Source organism: Pseudomonas sp. B707 (assembly GCF_022496685.1).
GTDB classification, from domain to species: Bacteria; Pseudomonadota; Gammaproteobacteria; order Pseudomonadales; family Pseudomonadaceae; genus Aquipseudomonas; species Aquipseudomonas paraglycinae.
Map to the genome: position 1 here is coordinate 40178 of NZ_WTVE01000015.1, position 17993 is coordinate 58170.

Annotated in this window: 16 protein-coding genes; 11 read left to right on the plus strand and 5 right to left on the minus strand. The window is 55.8% G+C overall.

Going from position 1 to position 17993, the window contains the following annotated elements:
• The first annotated feature begins 2 nt into the window (after positions 1-2).
• The 4 genes from GQX66_RS05755 (at position 3) to GQX66_RS05770 (ending at position 7228) form a co-directional block, all read left to right on the plus strand.
• Entirely contained in the window at positions 3-2693 is a 2691-nt protein-coding gene (locus GQX66_RS05755; RefSeq protein WP_240867412.1) for a Z1 domain-containing protein, read from the plus strand.
• Entirely contained in the window at positions 2683-3666 is a 984-nt protein-coding gene (locus GQX66_RS05760; RefSeq protein WP_240867415.1) for a PD-(D/E)XK motif protein, read from the plus strand. Before GQX66_RS05755 ends, GQX66_RS05760 begins: the two co-directional genes overlap by 11 nt.
• Complete coding sequence (locus GQX66_RS05765; protein WP_240867418.1) at positions 3663-5738, plus strand: AIPR family protein; 2076 nt, start codon at positions 3663-3665, stop codon at positions 5736-5738. Before GQX66_RS05760 ends, GQX66_RS05765 begins: the two co-directional genes overlap by 4 nt.
• 503 nt (positions 5739-6241) lie before the next feature.
• Positions 6242-7228 (plus strand): hypothetical protein, encoded by a 987-nt coding sequence (locus GQX66_RS05770; RefSeq protein ID WP_240867421.1) that lies wholly within the window; start codon positions 6242-6244, stop codon positions 7226-7228.
• Positions 7229-7231: 3 nt separating this feature from the next.
• Here GQX66_RS05770 and GQX66_RS05775 read toward each other — a convergent pair whose 3' ends face one another.
• From GQX66_RS05775 to GQX66_RS05785, 3 genes are all read right to left on the minus strand, one after another.
• Positions 7232-8422 carry a hypothetical protein gene (locus tag GQX66_RS05775; protein ID WP_240867423.1) on the minus strand — a complete coding sequence of 397 codons (1191 nt, stop codon included), beginning with the start codon at positions 8420-8422 and terminating at the stop codon, positions 7232-7234.
• An 86-nt stretch (positions 8423-8508) separates the two neighbouring features.
• Positions 8509-9228, minus strand: coding sequence for a hypothetical protein (locus tag GQX66_RS05780; protein WP_240867426.1), 720 nt, complete (start codon positions 9226-9228; stop codon positions 8509-8511).
• A 55-nt stretch (positions 9229-9283) separates the two neighbouring features.
• The gene (locus GQX66_RS05785) at positions 9284-10099 is read right to left on the minus strand and encodes a sulfite exporter TauE/SafE family protein (RefSeq protein ID WP_240867428.1); all 816 of its coding nucleotides are present in this window, start codon (positions 10097-10099) and stop codon (positions 9284-9286) included.
• A gap of 112 nt (positions 10100-10211) precedes the next feature.
• Here GQX66_RS05785 and GQX66_RS05790 point away from each other — a divergent pair, with 112 nt between their 5' ends.
• A complete protein-coding gene (locus GQX66_RS05790; RefSeq protein ID WP_085745141.1) occupies positions 10212-10979 on the plus strand; it encodes a helix-turn-helix transcriptional regulator in 768 nt (255 codons plus the stop codon).
• Between the two features lie 93 nt (positions 10980-11072).
• Positions 11073-11384, plus strand: coding sequence for a hypothetical protein (locus GQX66_RS05795; protein WP_085745142.1), 312 nt, complete (start codon positions 11073-11075; stop codon positions 11382-11384).
• Between the two features lie 38 nt (positions 11385-11422).
• Here the strand turns inward: GQX66_RS05795 and GQX66_RS05800 are convergent, their stop codons facing one another.
• Positions 11423-12475 (minus strand): MBL fold metallo-hydrolase, encoded by a 1053-nt coding sequence (locus tag GQX66_RS05800; RefSeq protein ID WP_240867431.1) that lies wholly within the window; start codon positions 12473-12475, stop codon positions 11423-11425.
• Positions 12476-12689: 214 nt separating this feature from the next.
• Here GQX66_RS05800 and GQX66_RS05805 point away from each other — a divergent pair, with 214 nt between their 5' ends.
• The 3 genes from GQX66_RS05805 to GQX66_RS05815 all read left to right on the plus strand — a co-directional run bounded on the left by GQX66_RS05805 (position 12690) and on the right by GQX66_RS05815 (position 15991).
• Positions 12690-13298, plus strand: coding sequence for a TetR/AcrR family transcriptional regulator (locus GQX66_RS05805; protein ID WP_085745144.1), 609 nt, complete (start codon positions 12690-12692; stop codon positions 13296-13298).
• A gap of 146 nt (positions 13299-13444) precedes the next feature.
• Positions 13445-14497, plus strand: a complete 1053-nt coding sequence (locus GQX66_RS05810) for a diguanylate cyclase (protein ID WP_240867970.1) — start codon at positions 13445-13447, stop codon at positions 14495-14497.
• Positions 14498-14671: 174 nt separating this feature from the next.
• On the plus strand, positions 14672-15991 hold the full coding sequence (locus GQX66_RS05815) for a PAS domain-containing methyl-accepting chemotaxis protein (protein WP_085745424.1): 1320 nt from the start codon (positions 14672-14674) through the stop codon (positions 15989-15991).
• 6 nt (positions 15992-15997) lie between these two features.
• Here the strand turns inward: GQX66_RS05815 and GQX66_RS05820 are convergent, their stop codons facing one another.
• Positions 15998-16912: a LysR family transcriptional regulator gene (locus GQX66_RS05820; protein WP_178082643.1), complete on the minus strand. Its 915-nt coding sequence runs from the start codon at positions 16910-16912 to the stop codon at positions 15998-16000.
• Between the two features lie 42 nt (positions 16913-16954).
• Between GQX66_RS05820 and GQX66_RS05825 the strand changes: the two genes are divergently transcribed.
• On the plus strand, positions 16955-17662 hold the full coding sequence (locus GQX66_RS05825) for a CTP synthase (protein ID WP_129974255.1): 708 nt from the start codon (positions 16955-16957) through the stop codon (positions 17660-17662).
• Positions 17659-17973 (plus strand): antibiotic biosynthesis monooxygenase, encoded by a 315-nt coding sequence (locus GQX66_RS05830; RefSeq protein WP_240867433.1) that lies wholly within the window; start codon positions 17659-17661, stop codon positions 17971-17973. The genes GQX66_RS05825 and GQX66_RS05830 overlap by 4 nt, the downstream gene beginning before the upstream one ends.
• The last annotated feature ends 20 nt before the right edge of the window (positions 17974-17993 follow it).

Here is a 17993-nt window from a genome sequence, read left to right on the forward strand (position 1 = left end):
AAATGTTTCATAGCGAACTTGCGTATTTCCGCTCTGTTATAAATGAGCAATATCGTGAAAACATTGCTCAAGGGCAAGGATTACCTGAAGGTGCGATCTCTACAATAGTTCGCAATGGACCATTTCATCACTTTGATGAACGGACGATCAGTACGATTATCCGTGAACTGGAAGCGAGCTTTATCGTAACTCAGAAGCGCGGGGCGATTATTTCAAAGGACCACCGGCCTTGGCTTACAACAGTACGACCGGGGCTGGATTTCTATTACTGGAACCGCTTACGCAAATATTATCTTGAGACGGGAGCTCTTCCGTCGCCGGTGCTCGCTACCCTCAACACCGACACAGACGAAATTCTCGATCAATGCGGCAACCCGAAAGACGAACGCTACGGCGCAGTTCGCGGCATGGTCATGGGAAATGTCCAGTCGGGTAAGACCACAAACTACTCTGCTCTGATCTGCAAGGCAGCTGACGCAGGCTACCGCGTCATTATCCTACTAGCAGGGATAACCAACTCACTGCGTGCGCAGACGCAAGAACGAATTGACGAGACATTCATTGGCAAAGTATCGATGTTTGGCGCGGCTGCACAGCAGTCGTTGCCGATCCAAAATTATGCAGCGACACGGCGAATCCCCTCCTACGGCACTACTCGGGTAGCCGATTTCTCGAGCGGCACGGATGGAATCTATTTCGGTTTGGCAGGTCATCAGGAACCTATGATCTTCATAACCAAAAAAAATAAATCCATCCTTGAACGTCTCGCACACTGGATAGAGAAACAGGGAGAAACCGGAGGCTATGAGCTGCCACTTCTGCTGATAGACGATGAAGCCGACAATGCATCTATCAATACAGCCGTCGACCCCAAACGTACTAGCGCCATCAATGGTGTAATTCGACAAATTCTGTCGCGATTTCCGCGCTCCGCATATGTCGGCTATACCGCTACACCGTTTGCTAACATTTTCATCGACCCGGAAACGACAGAGGACATGGAAACGGATGACCTTTTTCCAAGGAATTTTATTAAGGCGCTTGATCCACCTACCAATTATGCAGGTTCACATAGAATTTTCCGCGAGGGTGGCAACTTACGCCAAAGCATGGTCAGAGTCATTGATGACTATCGAGCGCAACTGCCGCTGAAGCACAAGAGCGGCGACAATATTACCGAGCTACCCGACAGTTTGCGTCACGCGATTCGTGTATTTTGCATAACAAGGGCCATTAGGGTATTCCAAGAAAAAGGCAAGACTCATTGTTCGATGATGATCAACGTCAGCCGATTCAATGCCATCCAGGAAAAAATTCTAGGGCTCGTTTTCGAATATCTCACGGAGATCAAGGACGCGGTCTCGGTACATGCATCGCTGCCGCTTGATCAGATCAACGATGAGATCATGGATGATCTCGAGAGTAGCTTCACAGTCGAGTTCGGCAAGACTTATCTCAAATGGCGCGATCTGCTGCGTGTCCTAAATGAAGGGGTCCAGTCCATCGATGTCCGCACCGTCAATATGCGGGGTGGCAAGTTAGATTATTCACTGCGCAAGTCAGAAGGTCTGCATGTCATCGCAATCGGCGGGCTGGCGCTTTCACGCGGCCTAACACTAGAAGGCCTGACGGTCTCCTATCTCTTGCGGAACGCTACTGCGAGCGACACACTTATGCAGATGGCGCGCTGGTTCGGCTACCGACCGGGATATGAGGAATATTGCCGCCTCTATCTGCCGCAGGTGTCCTTCGACCATTACGAATTTGTAGACGAGGCGACCGAAGAGTTGAGGAGCGAGATCAAGCGCATGAAGGCCGCAGGCCGCACGCCGCGTGATTTCGGCCTCAAAGTTCGGCAAAGCCCGCTCGCCATTCGGGTAACCGCGGCAAACAAAATGCGGACGGCCGAGAAGCTCAAAATCGCTCAGGACTATTCCGCGCGTCACATTGAAGGCTTTGCACTTCCAAATAATTCAAGCATTGGAAAGAAACATCTCGACGCGGTCGAACAATTTCTCATCGCACTCGGCAGTCCCACTGAAGTAAACAAGGGTTACATTCGATGGGCCGCAGATGGTCGAGAAATACTTGGTCTCATGCTCGAGTTCCAGTTCGCAGATCATCCCGATCTATCGGCAATTTCCGACACCTCTCTTCTCTCGGACTATATTCAGGACCGCGTCACGGACGAACTCGCGAAATGGGACGTTGTGATTCCCATGCGCCAGGCGGGCGACTCTAGTCCATTTGCTGGTCAGAAGATCAATCTGAGGTCTCGGAATCAAGGAACAATTCAGAAAGGCACCTATCGAGTAAATGGTAGCAAGAACCGTGTAGCCGATCCCGGCGACGCGCTGATTGGCCTGTCCGACATACAAATCGCGGCAGCGGATGCTGCCTATCAGGCTGAAACTTATAAGAAGGAACGTGCCGCCTGCTCTGTGCGCGAGCGGCCGATGATGTTAGTGCACTTATTCAGCGCGTCCCTGCGCACCGATCCAGACGAGAGTGACGATAATCTCAAGCTAGACGAGAAAATCGTGACGCTGTCCTTCTGCATGCCTGAGACTTGTAAACCCGCTGAAGAGAGAACATACCAGGTAAATGCTGTCTATCGGCAGCAACTTGAGCAATTTGCCGCAGAGGCAGACGATGACTCCGAGCCTATGATGGAGGCTCAGGATGTTGAGTGAATGGAAGGCAATCGTCACACCGACAGACCCAAGTTTTTATAACATTCGACTTGCTGACAGTAGCCATCCTCTCGACTTCAGGTTCGGCCGCGACTTTCATGGATGTTTTGTCTTCCAGCTTGATGCAGTGTGCGCCGAGCCGGGAATGCTTGTTCTGCCGAAAATGTCGGCCGTGACCTGCGAGGTCCATTCGGTGGACTTTGAGCGCTCAAGATTAGTGCTGAGCTTGAGCGATGTGGCCAATTTCCAAAACTTCGCACTTATGTGCAAGAGTCTAATGCTTGCGACTGACAAGCTTGCACCGACACAGTCAGGAGAGGGGCTGCTGCAAGCCGTTAAGGAAGTCCACCGTTGGCAGGAGATGCTGCGCCATAGAGCCAACCACCTACTGTCAAAAGGTGAACGCATTGGCCTAGTCGGCGAGCTGCTGTTTCTGCGAGATGTTCTTGGTGAACGCATCGGATGGAGTGCCGCCATCAAATGCTGGAATGGCCCTAGCGGTCATGAGCAGGATTTCTTGGTCGCCGGCACCATCTTTGAGGTCAAGACGCAAGTGGCGACTGCCGACCGGCGAATTCGGATTTCTTCTGAAGATCAGCTCGACCCAGTTCAAGGACGCATCCTGCTCTGCAATCAGGGCATAGCTTCGCTACCATCCACCACCCCAACCGCTCGGACTCTCAATACTCTTGTTGCAGAGATCCGAGACACTTTTGCCGGGGCAGGCACAGGGGCGCTGGAGGACTTTGAGATAGCTCTACTAGAAGCAGGATATCAGGAGCAGCCGGAATATGATGAGGAGAGCTGGGCTCTCGTTGATCGCATATTTTATGAGGTGTCCAGTGAGTTTCCTCGTATCGAGCGTAGAGACCTCCGCCATGGGGTAGAGATGGTTAACTACAGCATTCGCGTTAGCGACTGCGCTCCATTCATCGTCAGCCTCGATGATGCCTTTAGGGGAGTCGAATCATGAGCGAGTTGCAGCAAACATTCGAAGCCCTGCGAGAGGATATTCTTTTAGAGGCAGAGGTGCGGGGCGTATTTCAGCAAGAAGCTTTTTTCGAGCTTTATGCGGCAGCGGCTTCTGAGAACGGTGACACAATTGACTTGGAATACACCCACAGTCACAAAGAAGGTGGACGGCGGCCATACCGAATCGACGGTTATGGATTAGATACCGATCGCGGAACTCTTTATCTCGCCATCTGCGATTTCCGAAACGGGATTGAACTGGAACCGCTGCATAGTGACCGTCTGAACTCAGCGTTCAAGCAAGCAATTGCCTTTTTCGAAAACGCCTGTTCCTCGCTTTTTATCAATTCGATTGAGGAAACAAGTCCGGCGTTTGCCGCGGCCTTTCCTATCTACTCAGTACGCGATCTCATAAAGAGAGTTCGCATCATCCTATTTTCCAACGCCCGACTGGCAACCAAACGTCCACCACAACTGGGCGAGCTAGTAAGCGGAGTTCCGATTGTCTTGAGCGTCCTTGACGCGATTCGCTATTTCGAAATCCAGAAAAGCTTTCGAGGTTCAGAATCTATCGAAGTCAATATCGCAGGCATAGCCGGAGCGCCTATTGCCTGCCTCAAAGCCTCGACGAACACCCAAGAGCATCAGTCCTACCTTCTTGCTATCCCTGGCCCTGTGCTTGCAGAAATCTACGGTCTATACGGAGCACGTCTGCTAGAACAGAACGTCCGAACCTATCTCCAAGCTAAGACCAAAGTGAACAAAGGCATTCTGGAAACGATTAAGAACTCACCGGAGATGTTCTTCGCTTACAACAACGGACTTACTGCAACAGCATCGGCGGTGACACTCGAAACACTAGAGGACGGACAACTAGGAGTCGCGACCATTCATAATCTTCAGATCGTGAATGGCGGCCAGACGACGGCGTCTATCCTTTACGCAAAGGATGTCGCGAATTCACCGCTCGAGCGTGTTCATGTCCAAATGAAGCTATCAGTGGTTCCGCCTGCCCACATCGAGCATGTCGTACCAAAAATTTCACGATATGCCAACACTCAGAATCGTATATCAGAAGCTGACTTCTTCTCGAGTCATCCATTCCATCTGCAAATGGAGCGTTACTCTCGGATAACGAGCGCCCCGCCTCAGAACGGTGCGATGACGGGCGACAAATGGTTTTATGAACGTGCACGCGGACAGTACCGTGACGGCATGGCATACGCATCCGTTGCAGAAAAGAGAAAATATCAGTTGGAATATCCAAGACATAAGCTTATCGAAAAGACCGATCTTGCGAAATATGTCCTAAGTTTTGAAAGAAAACCTTACATTGTATCCAGAGGAGCGCAAAAAGCGTTCATGGTCTTCGCGGATCAAACCGCAAAGGCCTGGAAGTCAGTGCCTACCCAATTTAACGAAGTTTGGTATAAAAATGCTTGCGCGATGGGTCTGTTATTCCGCTGGACCGACAAGCATGTTGCTGGCTCGGACTGGTACAAAGCTGACCGTGGCTATAAATCGCAGACAGTTGCCTATACCCTTTCTCATATTGCTGAGCAAATAGAGCAACAAGGAAAAGCAAGCCTTAACTGGGGGCAAATCTGGAATACTCAATCCGTCCCGGAGGAGCTTCAAAAGCATATTGCCTCTCTCGCGCCACAAATTGCTGCAGCGCTTAGAAACACTTCTGCAAATGTTCGAGATGTCGGTGAGTACTGCAAACTTGAAATTTGCTGGCAAAATATCAAGGTATCAGAGTTAAAGGTTGCGACCATACCCAACTATCTGATGCTCAATATGGATGAGATGACGCAAGAAAAAAAGGAAGCTAAGTCATCTGCAAGGATTGATCGTGAAATTGACTTCGATATTTTACTTCACATGCTCGTTCCCAAAGCTGAAGTAATCCGACGGACTGCTGAGCAGCGTAAATTTCTGTCGCCGAAGGCAGATAGAGCACTCCAGAAGCTAGGATCGGGGAATATCAACTTAGCAAGACCAGATAAAAACGCGGTTAAGCTGCTGGTGAAGCGAATGGCAGATGAAGGGATGCCTGTTGAAGATATGTAGTACAGCCGAGGTCCGACATTCTGCCGAGCAGAATGCCGGACCTTTACACTTGGCGAGCAACGGGCGCGACTAACCTCCAGCTATGCCTTGCAACGCAATTTTCCGAGAGCTCGCCATGAGTGGATTGCCCCCTAAGCGCCCATTAGTACGGCGTACACAATCCACTTTAATCAGCGACCATCCTTTGATGGAATTGAGTACCTTTCGATTAGCAGGCCAATACAAGAAAAAATTCAACCGATCGGTTTTCGTGTGCGGAGTTTCTATAACTGTAAGTGTCCGGTGAACTAGCCCAACTGTGTAAAAAAGTTTCTGTCGTATCCCCCCCTTATAAAAGAGATTGATTTCTAAATGACAGAGCCGAATCCAAGATTTAACTGACACAACCAATCGCCAGCAAGCTGGTTACCAAAAATTCCGCCCAATACTGAAAACAATCAGTGCAACCCACCCCACCACCCGCTATTAATACCCCTCCCCCACTCAAGGACCCGAGCCCCACCATGAAATTCGATCTCGCCTACTGCCTCAGCCTCGACGACAAGTTGTCGATCTATGACGTTCGCGATCTCAATTTCGATGAGACGGTGGCGTTCGATTCTGCGAAGGAGCACTTCCAGTGCCCCAACGACGCCTGTCGTTCGGCGTTCGATGCGTCCAACGAGTTGGGCACGTTCAACGCCAAGAACGTGAATTACGTGCGCACGCCGCACTTCAAGAATCTGCCCGGTACGCAGCATGTGGCGGGTTGTCCGTATCTGAGTGTGAAGACGTCGGCGTCGGGGGTTGAGGCGGGGGATGGGGAATTGGATGACGGTCGGGAGGAGCATTTTCCGTCGGAGTTGTTGCTGACGCGTCGTGAGTATATGCGCAAGCCTGCCGCGCCTGCGGGGGCGGCGGATGTGTTGCGGGATGATCCGGTGCGAGTGGCGACTACCCCCTCAAAAGAATCGCCGAGTCGCGAGACGGCGCCGGACAAGACCAGCGTTTTCGCTCACCCCGTGGAGTGTTTTGTGTCGAACTTCGCGGACAAGGATTTGCTCAAGCGCATGCCGTTGAAGATTGGCGAGCATACGGCGCCGTACAGTTCGTTCTTCAAGAAGATCGAATATTTGATGGACAACAAGGGGCTGATTTACTGGGGCCGGATCAAGAAGATCGAGGACTTTCACAGCGCCAGTTTCCGGATCGATTTCGAGGACAAGGTCTGGTTCAAGAAGCCCGAGGACAGCAAGAAGAAGCCGTATCCGGTCAGCGTTTATCTGAACAAGAAGCTGATCGACAACTACCGCAAGCGCAAGGCGTTTCTGGAAGAGATCAAGCACGCGATCGACAGTGATAAGGAGTTGTTCTGCTTCTTCTATGGTGTGACGCCGGAGTTGAAACAGGTGCCGGGCAAGAAGAACCCCGAAAAGCCTTTCGAGGTCTTCAATGCCAATATCGAGAACCTGGATCACTTCATTATTCGTGAAGCGCCGGGTCTGGTGTGATGGTTAGTTCTGGGGCAGTTGCAGTTTGACGGCGCCGGGGTGTTGTTTGATGAGGGAGTACGGCAGGACTGACCAGTCTGGCCTATCGCAAGAGCGTTGTACGCGGGCGAAGTAGGCGCCCAGGTACAAACCTTTCGCGGTGAAGTACCACGGCGAAGAACCCCAAACGCTTTCTTCCGTGAAGTCGCAATCGTCATCTTGCGTCGGTTTCTTCATTTCTGCGGGGTACAGGGCGGTGAATTGCTTGATCAGCCAAGGCACCAGGTCTTTGTTTTCATACTGATAACGCGCGTCACTTTCGGCTTGGCTCAAGGGTTTGTCACCCAGACTGTCTCGTTCGGCATGCAGCAGTGGCTTGCCCTCACCTACCCACAACACATCTTCGAGTGATAACGGATGGCCTGTGCTTACATCAATGTTGAGGGGTGAATCACCGAAGTCCGGATGCGCGCCACCGCAGAAATAGCTGGTCGAGATGTTCAGGCTGACCACGGCTGGCGAAATCATTTTGGGCTCTGCGTCCTGCATGAACTCGACGTATTCCCCGCCCTGCAGTTGGCAACCGTGATAGCGGATGACCTCATTCCACAACCGTCCAAGCAACTGTTGGTTAACCCGTTGCAGATCGTCTTTTGGCAGACCAGACTCTACGCTGAACAGCGAAATCTTTGACTCCGGCTCTGTCCACCATTGCAGGGTGTAACCCATGAAGTCTTGTTTCTTCAGCGGTTTGAGCTTGAGTCCCTGTAGTCGCAAATATTCATACGGCTCGCCGTTTGGCAGCGCGGCGATAAAGGGCAGCGTAGAAGTTGTCGGCGCTGGAAGCCTGGCCTCGGAAAGTTGCACTGAAAGCTTCTTGCCCTTCGGACTTTGCCACTCGCCCTGCCAGCCAGTGGCAGTTTCTTCCAGTTTCAAAGTTGGCAGTGGCTTGTCGTCGCTGTAGCGATTGTTGCCTTCGACCAGCGTCAGAGTGCTGTCCTGCAATGACCCGCTGAGGGGCAGGTCCCGATGGTATTTCTCGTAGAAGTAACGACCGGTCACTTCATCCGGATTCTGGGTATTGATCTCGACCACAATCGGCGTCTTGCCCAGCGTGCCGGTGAACACACGTCTGCCGTCGTCAGCCTGAGCGGTGGAAAGCAGTGAAAACAGCACGGCGGCGTATGGCGCCAGGCGCAACAGTCCCTTGAGCATGGATCGATCCCTGAGTGAGTCGGACGTCGCGCCGGGACGTGAGTGCCGGCGCTGGTGAATGCGGGGCGGATTATGGCGGGGGTGGCTTAAGTAATCGAGTTTTGTCGGTTGTACTCTTCCAGCCAGGCTGCGCGCTCGACTGCTGCTATCTCCCGATACACTTGCATGCGGCGCGTCTTTGCCGCTTGAACTTCGTCCTCATCCAGAGCGCAATAACGACGAAGCCAATGAACGGTCATCTCCTCATCCGGGTAGTAGTAACCCTTGGCGCCCTTGCTGTTTCTCGGGGTGTCGTTCATCTGCGCGTCGAACACCATGGCTGCGACTTCATCAGGCGGTAAACAACCGGCCCCTGCGGCCTTGTCCTGGAAGACCCAGGCAATTTCATCGATGTGTTTCTGTGCGCTGCGATGGCTGCGGCGATAGAACTGCTGCGGTCGACACATCCACTGGAATCGCTCAATCAACGGTTCAATATCAATCCACTCGGAGAGCCCGTGATGGGTTGCATGAAGCATGACACCGTTGAACCAGCGATCAGCGAATTGCCCCACAAATGCATCCAGATCCGCCTTTTTCATGTCGGCGAAAACCATGCAATAGCGAGTCGTGATATGCATGGCGAACAGCACATGCTTTCGTTGCACGGTGATCGCATGCACCAGCCACTGCTCGACAGCACTGTCCATCTCATCATCTTCAATGGTTGATGACGGCGGGTCCAAATCCACCGGGGTGATTTTTTTGCCCTGGTGAACGCGGCTGAAGAATTTGCTGGCAGCTTCGGTGCAGTTGAAGATCAGCATCCTTGATCTCTAATAAATACTGGAAGTGGTCGATTATGGGGCTGTCGATTGACGACTACTTAACCGACATTACCACCATCACAATAACCAACAATCCAATATAAACCCAAGCATGCACCCGATCCGGTATCCGCCCGATCCACCGTGTGGCCAGTCGAATCCCCAGCATCGAGCCCAGCGTCAGCACCGCAAACGCCAGCAGATCCACATACCCGATAAACCATGGCCCGAGGTCTGTATCGCTGAACCCCGCGATCAGCATGTACGTCAGCGTTCCCGCCAGCGCCACCGGCACGCTCAACGGGTTGGCCATCGACGTCGCCTGCGACATGCTCAACCCGCAACGCCGCAATAACGGCACGGTCATGACGCTTCCTCCTACACCGAGAAAGGTTGCGATGGCGCCGATGCCTACACCGCCGCCGGACGATTCCAGCGTTCCCAGTCGCCGTGGGATAACGCCTTCGGATCGAGTAAGAAAGCCGCGTCGCAGCAGGCAGTCGACAATCGTCACGCCGAGGTAGGCGATGAAGGCATAACGAATGACTTCGCCGCTGACCCACACCGCTGCGATTGCGCCGACGACCGCGCCCAACCCGATGAACCCGCCCAAGGGCCACAGGTAATCACGGATGAGGTTGCCGGCGCGGCGATGTTTGCCGGTGGCGACCAAGGCGTTGACGATCATCACGCAGGTCGAGGTGGCGACGGCGATGTGCATGGCGGATTGGCTAATTGGGTCGTCGGCGCCGTGGCTCGCGGTGAGCATGCGATACAGCAGCGGCACGACGACGAAGCCGCCGCCGAAGCCGAAGAGCACGGCGGTGACGCCGGTCAGGCAGCCGAAAAGTGTCAGCAGGAGGTAGAACATGGCGCATCGTCCGTTGTTTGGGAGCGGTCGACGATAGAGCGGCAGCGCTTGGCCTGCTTCAGCAACCGAGCCAATAATGTTTGCGTTTACGCCAATCGCTGGATGCCGCTCGATGCGCAATGTTTCGATCAATCTGCTGGATGACACGCCGCGCCCGGTGGTGGCGATCGGTACGGATTATTCCCACGGCTATCTGTTGCCACGTCATACGCATCGACGGGCGCAATTGCTGTACGGCGCGACCGGGGTGATGCAGGTCAGCACGCATGATGGCAACTGGGTGGTGCCGCCGCAGCGAGCGGTGTGGATTCCGCCGGGTGTGGCGCATGAGGTGTTAATGCTGGGGGTCAGCACGCGCAGTTTGTATATCGAGCCGGGGGCGGTGGATCTGGGCGAGCGTTGTCAGGTGATCAGTGTGTCGCCGCTGATGCGGCACTTGCTGATGGAAGCCGTGGAGCTGCCGCTGACCTATGACCTGACCGGGCGTGATGGCGTGCTGGTCGACTTGTTGTTGCATGAATTGCTGCGCAGTGCACCACTTCCGTTGCATATCCCTCTGCCGTCTGACGGACGACTGCTCGAACTGTGTCAGACCTTTCTGCATCAGCCGAATACCCACCAATCACCCCAGCAATGGGCCGATCAGCTGCACGTAAGCTTACGCACCTTCAACAGACTGTTTCGTCAGCAGACCGGCCTGAGTTTCAGTCAATGGCGCCAGCGCGCCTGCGTGGTATTGGCGCTGGCACGCCTGGCGGCGGGTGAAGCGGTGACGCGGATTGCCTTGGATTTCGGCTATGACAGCCCTGCGGCGTTCTCGACGATGTTCCGTCGCATCCTCGGTCAGGCACCGTCCGTCTGGTTAGAGGCGGCGAACTAGGGGAAATCAAAAAATGCGTTTGATCCCGGCCGAAAACAACTGTACAAAAACACAGTACATTTTCCATCAGCACTCTCGAGCCCGGAGCACACCATGGCCTCTTCAGCGATGAACCTCATCCTCGAACGTATCGCCCTTTTCCAGTTCACCCCGACCCACTGCGCCCAGGCCCGAGGGATGTTGGGCTGGAGCATTGAACAGTTGTCGCGGGAGGCCAAGGTTTCAGTAGAGGACATTCAGCGGTTCGAAGCGCAGCAGGAAGTGGCGGATTCGGCGCGGCTGGCGTTGACCTATCGGTTTGAGGCGCAGGGGCTGGTGTTCTTTCCGGGGTTTGCGCCGGGGCGTTCGACAAGCAATGGTTCGACAGCCGAATCAGTGCGTGGGGATTATGCGATGGCGGAGTGATTCGGTTCGCCTCATCGAGGCGAACCTGCACCGGTGAGTCAGGCTCCTTGCACCACCGCCTCACTCTCCCCTTCAACCACCAACCACCACGCATTCCCCCGTTGCGGCTGTGCCAGGTTGAATGCCTCGCCCATTTGCGGCGTGGTGATGGAAACACTGCGTTCCCAAGCCAGCGCAAGAATGCGGTCAAACGGTTCATGCCACGCATGCATCGCCAGGTCGAACGTGCCGTTGTGGATAGGGAACAGCCAGCGGCCCTTGAGATCGATGTGGGCCTGCAGGGTTTCCTCAGGTTGCATGTGCACGTGGGGCCATTCGACGTTATAGGCGCCAGTCTCCATCAGGGTCACGTCGAACGGGCCGTACTGTTCGCCGATGCGTTTGAAGCCATCGAAGTAGCCGCTGTCGCCGCTGAAGAAGATGCGTTTGTCGCCGTCGATGATGACCCACGAAGCCCACAGGGTCTGGTTGCCATCGAACAGGCCGCGCCCGGAAAAGTGCTGCGACGGTGTGGCGATGAAGCGGATGCCGGCGACTTCTGTGCCCTGCCACCAGTCGAACTGGCGGATTTTGCTGGCATCGATGCCCCACTTGATAAGGGTGTCGCCGACACCCAGCGGGGTCAGGAACACGTTGACCTTGTCCGCCAGTTTCAATACCGCTTCATAGTCGAGGTGGTCGTAGTGGTTATGCGACAGGATCACCGCTTCGATCGACGGCAATTCATCGATGCTGATCGGCGGCTGATGGAAGCGTTTCGGCCCGGCCCATTGCACCGGCGACGCACGCTCGGCGAACACCGGGTCGGTGATCCAGAACTTGTCCTGCAGTTTGAGCAGCAAGGTCGAGTGACCGAGGCGATAGACGCTGTGGTTCGGCGCCGCGATCAGGTCGGCGCGGGTCAGTGGCTGCACTGGAATGGCCGCCGCCGGCCGGGTGTTGCGCGGTTTGTGGAAGATCATGTTCCACATGATCCGCAGCATTTTGCGCACACCTTCGCGCTGCACCGGCGCGTGGTTACGGAAAGTCCCTTCGGCCTGGCGCGAAGCTTCAGGTGCTGGACTAACCGCGGAAGAAATTGATTTGGCCATGACTGAAAGACTCCAGGAAAACCGCACAATTCACGGTTTTCCACGGTGGGACGATAGAGGGCCAAAGCACGCACGCATCAGCCGGACATCTGTTTTTAGGTTGCACCGATTAACCCAGCATTACACTGAACGGTGTAGTTTCTAGGTTGCAACAAACCGGATGACAAGTAAACTGCCGAGTGTAATTTCACCCTTTTTCTGCCGAATCGAATTTATGACAGCTCCAACGCGCCTCACCGACCGCAAACGCGAAGCCATCATCCTCGCGGCCATTTCCGAGTTCCGGGCCAACGGTTTCGAAGTCACCAGCATGGACAAGATTGCGGCCACTGCCGGGGTGTCGAAGCGCACGGTGTATAACCATTTTCCGAGCAAGGAAGAGCTGTTCGCCGAAATTCTCAACCAGTTGTGGGCACGGATCAGCACCGAGCAAGCCGTGTCATATCAGCCCGATCTGCCTTTGCGTGAGCAGTTGCGCCAAATGCTGTTGGCCAAACTGCAAATGATGGCGGACGACAATTTCATGAATCTGGCCCGTGTCGCCATCGCGGCCGCGATCCATTCGCCGGAGCGCGCGCAGAACATGGTGGCGCGTATGGGCGAACGTGAGGAAAGCGTGACGGTGTGGATTCGCGCCGCCCAGGCGGACGGTCGGCTGAAACCGGTCGATCCGGAGTTCGCCGCGCATCAAGTGCAGGGATTGCTGAAGACCTTTGCCTTCTGGCCGCAGATCTCCATGGGCCAGCCCTCCCTCGACAGCACAGCGCAAAATGCCGTGGTCGACTCTGCACTGGACATGTTCCTGGCTTGCTATCAGCTCTAGATTGGGCCTGCGCCACGGTAAATGGCTCACAAGGACACTGAATTTTCCCGCTGGAATAAATGACAATGTCTGTCATTGGCCGATGAACGGTCAGTCTGAAGAATTACACCGCAAAGTGTTTCAGAATGAATCTGGCGCAGAACACCATGGAAAACCAACGCGGCAAAGGCTTGTCATTCGCCAGGCGCATTTACTTGCCAAGGGCCATCGGACTGGGCATCGGTTTCTTCAGTGTCGGCGCCGCGCTGTATCCGTTGAACATGCCGGGCTGGCTCTGGGCGCTGTTGCTGTTCAATGGTTTTCTCTGGCCGCACGTGGCCTATCAATGTTCAACCCGCTCGGCTTTCCCCTATCGCGCCGAACGCCGCAACCTGCTCTATGACTCGGTGTGCGGCGGTTTCTGGACCGCGTGTTTTCAGTTCAATCCGCTGACTACCGTCACCATCCTGTCGATGATGACCATGAACAACGTGGCCGCCGGTGGCGTGCGCCTGTTCTGGCTTGGCGCGCTCGCCCAAGTGATCGGCGTGCTGCTGGGCTGGTCAGTGTTCGGCGTCCATTTCACCCTGACGGCCACGCAGACTCAGGTCTGGGCCTGCCTGCCGATGCTGACGCTTTATCCGCTGGCGCTGGGCATGGTCTGTTACCGGTTGGCGATCAAACTCGCCGAGCACAAACGCAGCTTGAGCGCCCTGAGCCGCACCGACAGCCTGACCGGCCTGCTCAACCACGGCGCCTGGAAAGACTTGCTGCATCTCAAGTTCCAGCAGTGCCGGCAGCACAATTCCCAAGCCATTCTGGCGTTGATCGACATCGATCATTTCAAGTCGATCAACGACAGTTACGGACACATCGTCGGCGATGCGGTGCTGCGGCAATTGAGTCACGAGCTGAAATTCGTACTCGACGAAAGCAAGCTGGCCGGGCGTTACGGTGGCGATGAATTCTGCGTGATCCTGCCCAACCTGCCCCTGAGCAAGGCTGAAGCGCTGATGGAGCAACTGCGTCAGGCACTGGATCGATACCGCCATCCCGACGTTTCCGAGCTGCGGGTCAGCCTGAGTATCGGGCTTGCTCGCTATCAAACCTCTTACGCCGATGCCCTTGAGTGGTTCGAAGAGTCCGACAAGGCGTTGTACACGGCCAAGCACATAGGACGTAACACAATCAGCGTAGCGTTGAGCCGAACACCCGCCTGAAAAACTTGTACAAAATTGAGAAAAATCGATTTCTTGTACAAGTTTATAAAGTTTTGTATAAGTTAATCCGCCAGCCGGGATGCTGGCACACTGCTTCCAGCCATTGATATATCTGGCTGGCTGACGCGGAAACAGGGACCCCACCTTCAGTCCTATTTCCAGAGTGCCATGAACATGATTTTCAACCGCCACAAGACTGCCCTCGTCGATCTCCAAAACACCATCAACCAACAAGCCGGCCTGCTGGAGGCGATCAACCGCTCCATGGCAGTGATCGAATTCGACGTCGACGGTGTGGTTCTGCGCGCCAACGACAACTTCCTGAAAACCATGGGTTACACCCGCGAACAGGTGATCGGCCAGGCCCATCGCCACTTCTGCTCGCCAGAGTTTGCCCGTGGCAATCAGTACACCGAGTTGTGGTCGCGCTTGAAAAGCGGCGAGTTCCAGTCCGGCACCTTTGAACGCATCGACAGCCAGGGCCGTCCGATCTGGCTCGAGGCCAGCTATAACCCGATCAAGGATGACTCGGGCCGCGTGGTGAAAGTGGTCAAGTACGCCATGGATGTCACTGCCAAAGTGCAGCAGGAAAGCGAAGCCAATGCGAAATTGCAGGCGATCGACCGCGCCATGGCGGTGATCGAATTCGATCTCGACGGCAATATCCTCACCGCCAATCAGAATTTTCTGACGCGCATGGGCTACACCCTCGCCGAACTCAAAGGCAAACATCACCGTTTGTTCTGCCCCGCGCAACTGGTCAACAGCAGCGCCTACCAGGATTTCTGGCGCCGGTTGAATCAGGGCGAACTGTTTCAGGGCCAGTTCGAGCGCGTCGACAAACGCGGGCAGACCGTGTGGCTTGAAGCCAACTACAACCCGGTCTACGACGCCGCCGGTCGCTTGTGCAAAGTGGTGAAGTTCGCGTCGGACGTGACCGCTCGGGTCGAGCAACATGAACAGGACGCGCGCAGTGCCAGTGCCGCCTATCACATCTCCGTCGCCACCCGAAAAGTCGCCGAACAAGGCACTCAAGTCATTCAGCAAGCAGCCAGTGAAATGCGCGAAATTGCCGACGACATCGCCGAGTCTTCAACCTTGATCGCGCAGCTCGGCGAACGCTCCGAGCAAATCACCGCCATCGTCAACACCATCCGCGCGATTGCCGATCAGACCAATCTGCTGGCCCTGAACGCCGCCATCGAAGCCGCCCGAGCGGGTGAGCAAGGTCGCGGCTTCGCCGTGGTGGCCGATGAAGTGCGGCAACTGGCAGCGCGCACCAGCGGGTCGACAGCGGAAATTTCCAACATGATCGGTCTGATCCAGTCGGAAACCCGTCAAGCTATCAAAAGCATGGATGGCACCCGAGGGCGAGCAGCGCAAGGTGTTGAGTTGGCGGATCAGGCCGGCACGGTGATTTTGCAGATCCGCGACGGCGCCAGTGAAGCAGTGGAAGCTGTGAGCATGTTCGCCAATGACCGGGCGCCGGGTTAAACACGATCACGGCAATCGCAGCGCCCGCCCCAGTTCGTCGAACAGCGAGACCACCGAGCGCAACGCGCGGCAGTCCGGGCGGGTCAGCAGCCACAGCGCGGTGTCGTAACCGTGCAAGGGTTCGCTCAGGGCCTGCAGCCCTTCGTTTATCAGAAAGTCCGGCAACGCCGCCACGCCAAGCCCGGCGCGCACCAGCTCCGTCACCGACAGCATGCTGTTGCAGCGATAGCCCGGCGTCACGCCAGGCAACTGCTGGCGGCGCCAGGCGACGGTCGGGTGATCGGGCAGAAAGTCGTCCGGGGCGATCCAGGTCAGCGCCGCCAGATCGGCCGCTTCAACATTTTGTAGATAACGCTGGCTGGCACAGACCCGGTAGGAAATCTTCGCCAGCTCCCGTCCGACCAGATGCTCCGGCGGTGTACGTGTCAGGCGCAGGGCGATGTCGGCATCGCGGCGGCTGAGGTTGGCGAAATCGTTGGAAGTGCTCAGCTCGATGGTCAGCGCCGGGTAGTTCGGCATGAACTGCGCCAGCGCCGGCAGCAGCAGACCTTGCAACACCGAGTCGGTACAGGTCAGGCGCACCGTGCCGCTGACTACTTCGCCGCCCTGCTCCACACCAATACGCGCAGCTTCGAGTGCCTGCTCGGCGCGTTCGGCCTGCTCGGCCAGGGTTTGCGCGAGGCTGGTGGGCAGGTAACCGGCGCGGCTTTTTTCGAACAGTTGCTGACCGAGTGACGCTTCCAGTCGGCGCACGGCGCGAAACACCGTCGACACATCAACCCTCAACAGCTGCGCGGCCCGGGCCAGAGAGCCGCCGCGTACTAAAGCGAGGATCAGGGCCAGATCCGGGAAGTCGAGTTGATATTGCGTGGCTGCATTGATCACTTGGGCAAACGCCAATTTAGAGTGCGTGAACGCCAATCTATAGTGAGGTTCATTCCTCAACAAGCACAGCGAGTACTCATGGAATCCAGAGCCCTGCGCATCGCCCTGATCGGTGATTTCGATCCGCAAGTCACCGCCCACCAGGCCATCCCGGTTGCCCTCGGACTGGCGGCGGAACACCTTCGCCATCCGGTCGAATTCGAATGGTTGGCCACCGACCGAATCCTGCCCGAGACGCCGCTGGAACAATTCGACGGCTTCTGGTGTGTCCCGGCCAGCCCCTACAAAAGCGAAGACGGTGCCCTGCGAGCCATCCGCTTTGCCCGCGAGCAGCAGCGCCCTTTCCTCGGCACCTGCGGCGGTTTTCAGCATGCGGTGCTGGAGTTTTCCCGCCACGTGCTGGGCTGGGCCGACGCCGAACATGGCGAAACCTCGCCTGACTCGAGCCGCGCAGTGCTCACACCGCTGACCTGCTCGCTGGTGGAAGCGGTGGACAGCATTCATCTGGTGCCCGGTTCGTTGATTGCCAGCGCGTACGAAACGTCGGAGATTCGTGAAGGCTATCGCTGCCGCTACGGTGTGAATCCGCAGTTCGAACGGGAGTTGCTGACCCATGAATTACACGCTGTTGGTCACGATTCGGCAGGCGATCTGCGCGCCATCGAACTGCAAAACCATGTGTTCTTTGTCGCCACGCTGTTCCAGCCGGAACGCGCAGCGCTCAAGGGGCAATTGCCACCACTGGTGCGGGCATTTGTTGAAGCCTGCTCGGAGCAATGTCGATGAAACCGGACACTGAGTGTTTCGCCGTGATCTTCACTTCGACCCGTACCGGGGGCGACAACGGCTATGCCGAAGCGTCCGAGCGCATGATGCAGTTGGTCGCCGAGCAACCGGGGTTTCTCGGCATCGATTCGATCCGGGGGGCAGACGGGGTGGGAATTACGGTTTCGTACTGGGAGAGTGAGGTGGCGATTCTCGCCTGGCGCGAGCATCCGGAGCATCGGGTGATTCAGGCGCGCGGGCGGGCTGAGTGGTATTCGGCGTTTCAGACGCGGGTGTGTCGGGTGGAGCGGGAGTATCGGTTCGGCCAGTGAGTATTGAGGTGTACTCACTG

What these genes read in the sequence shown, in the direction of transcription:
- GQX66_RS05755 (WP_240867412.1), top strand. Translation starts at nt 3, where the DNA reads ATGTTTCATAGCGAACTTGCGTATTTCCGCTCTGTTATAAATGAGCAA.
- GQX66_RS05760 (WP_240867415.1), top strand. Translation starts at nt 2,683, where the DNA reads ATGTTGAGTGAATGGAAGGCAATCGTCACACCGACAGACCCAAGTTTT.
- GQX66_RS05765 (WP_240867418.1), top strand. Translation starts at nt 3,663, where the DNA reads ATGAGCGAGTTGCAGCAAACATTCGAAGCCCTGCGAGAGGATATTCTT.
- GQX66_RS05770 (WP_240867421.1), top strand. Translation starts at nt 6,242, where the DNA reads ATGAAATTCGATCTCGCCTACTGCCTCAGCCTCGACGACAAGTTGTCG.
- GQX66_RS05775 (WP_240867423.1), bottom strand. Translation starts at nt 8,422, where the DNA reads ATGCTCAAGGGACTGTTGCGCCTGGCGCCATACGCCGCCGTGCTGTTT.
- GQX66_RS05780 (WP_240867426.1), bottom strand. Translation starts at nt 9,228, where the DNA reads ATGCTGATCTTCAACTGCACCGAAGCTGCCAGCAAATTCTTCAGCCGC.
- GQX66_RS05785 (WP_240867428.1), bottom strand. Translation starts at nt 10,099, where the DNA reads ATGTTCTACCTCCTGCTGACACTTTTCGGCTGCCTGACCGGCGTCACC.
- GQX66_RS05790 (WP_085745141.1), top strand. Translation starts at nt 10,212, where the DNA reads ATGCGCAATGTTTCGATCAATCTGCTGGATGACACGCCGCGCCCGGTG.
- GQX66_RS05795 (WP_085745142.1), top strand. Translation starts at nt 11,073, where the DNA reads ATGGCCTCTTCAGCGATGAACCTCATCCTCGAACGTATCGCCCTTTTC.
- GQX66_RS05800 (WP_240867431.1), bottom strand. Translation starts at nt 12,475, where the DNA reads ATGGCCAAATCAATTTCTTCCGCGGTTAGTCCAGCACCTGAAGCTTCG.
- GQX66_RS05805 (WP_085745144.1), top strand. Translation starts at nt 12,690, where the DNA reads ATGACAGCTCCAACGCGCCTCACCGACCGCAAACGCGAAGCCATCATC.
- GQX66_RS05810 (WP_240867970.1), top strand. Translation starts at nt 13,445, where the DNA reads ATGGAAAACCAACGCGGCAAAGGCTTGTCATTCGCCAGGCGCATTTAC.
- GQX66_RS05815 (WP_085745424.1), top strand. Translation starts at nt 14,672, where the DNA reads ATGATTTTCAACCGCCACAAGACTGCCCTCGTCGATCTCCAAAACACC.
- GQX66_RS05825 (WP_129974255.1), top strand. Translation starts at nt 16,955, where the DNA reads ATGGAATCCAGAGCCCTGCGCATCGCCCTGATCGGTGATTTCGATCCG.
- GQX66_RS05830 (WP_240867433.1), top strand. Translation starts at nt 17,659, where the DNA reads ATGAAACCGGACACTGAGTGTTTCGCCGTGATCTTCACTTCGACCCGT.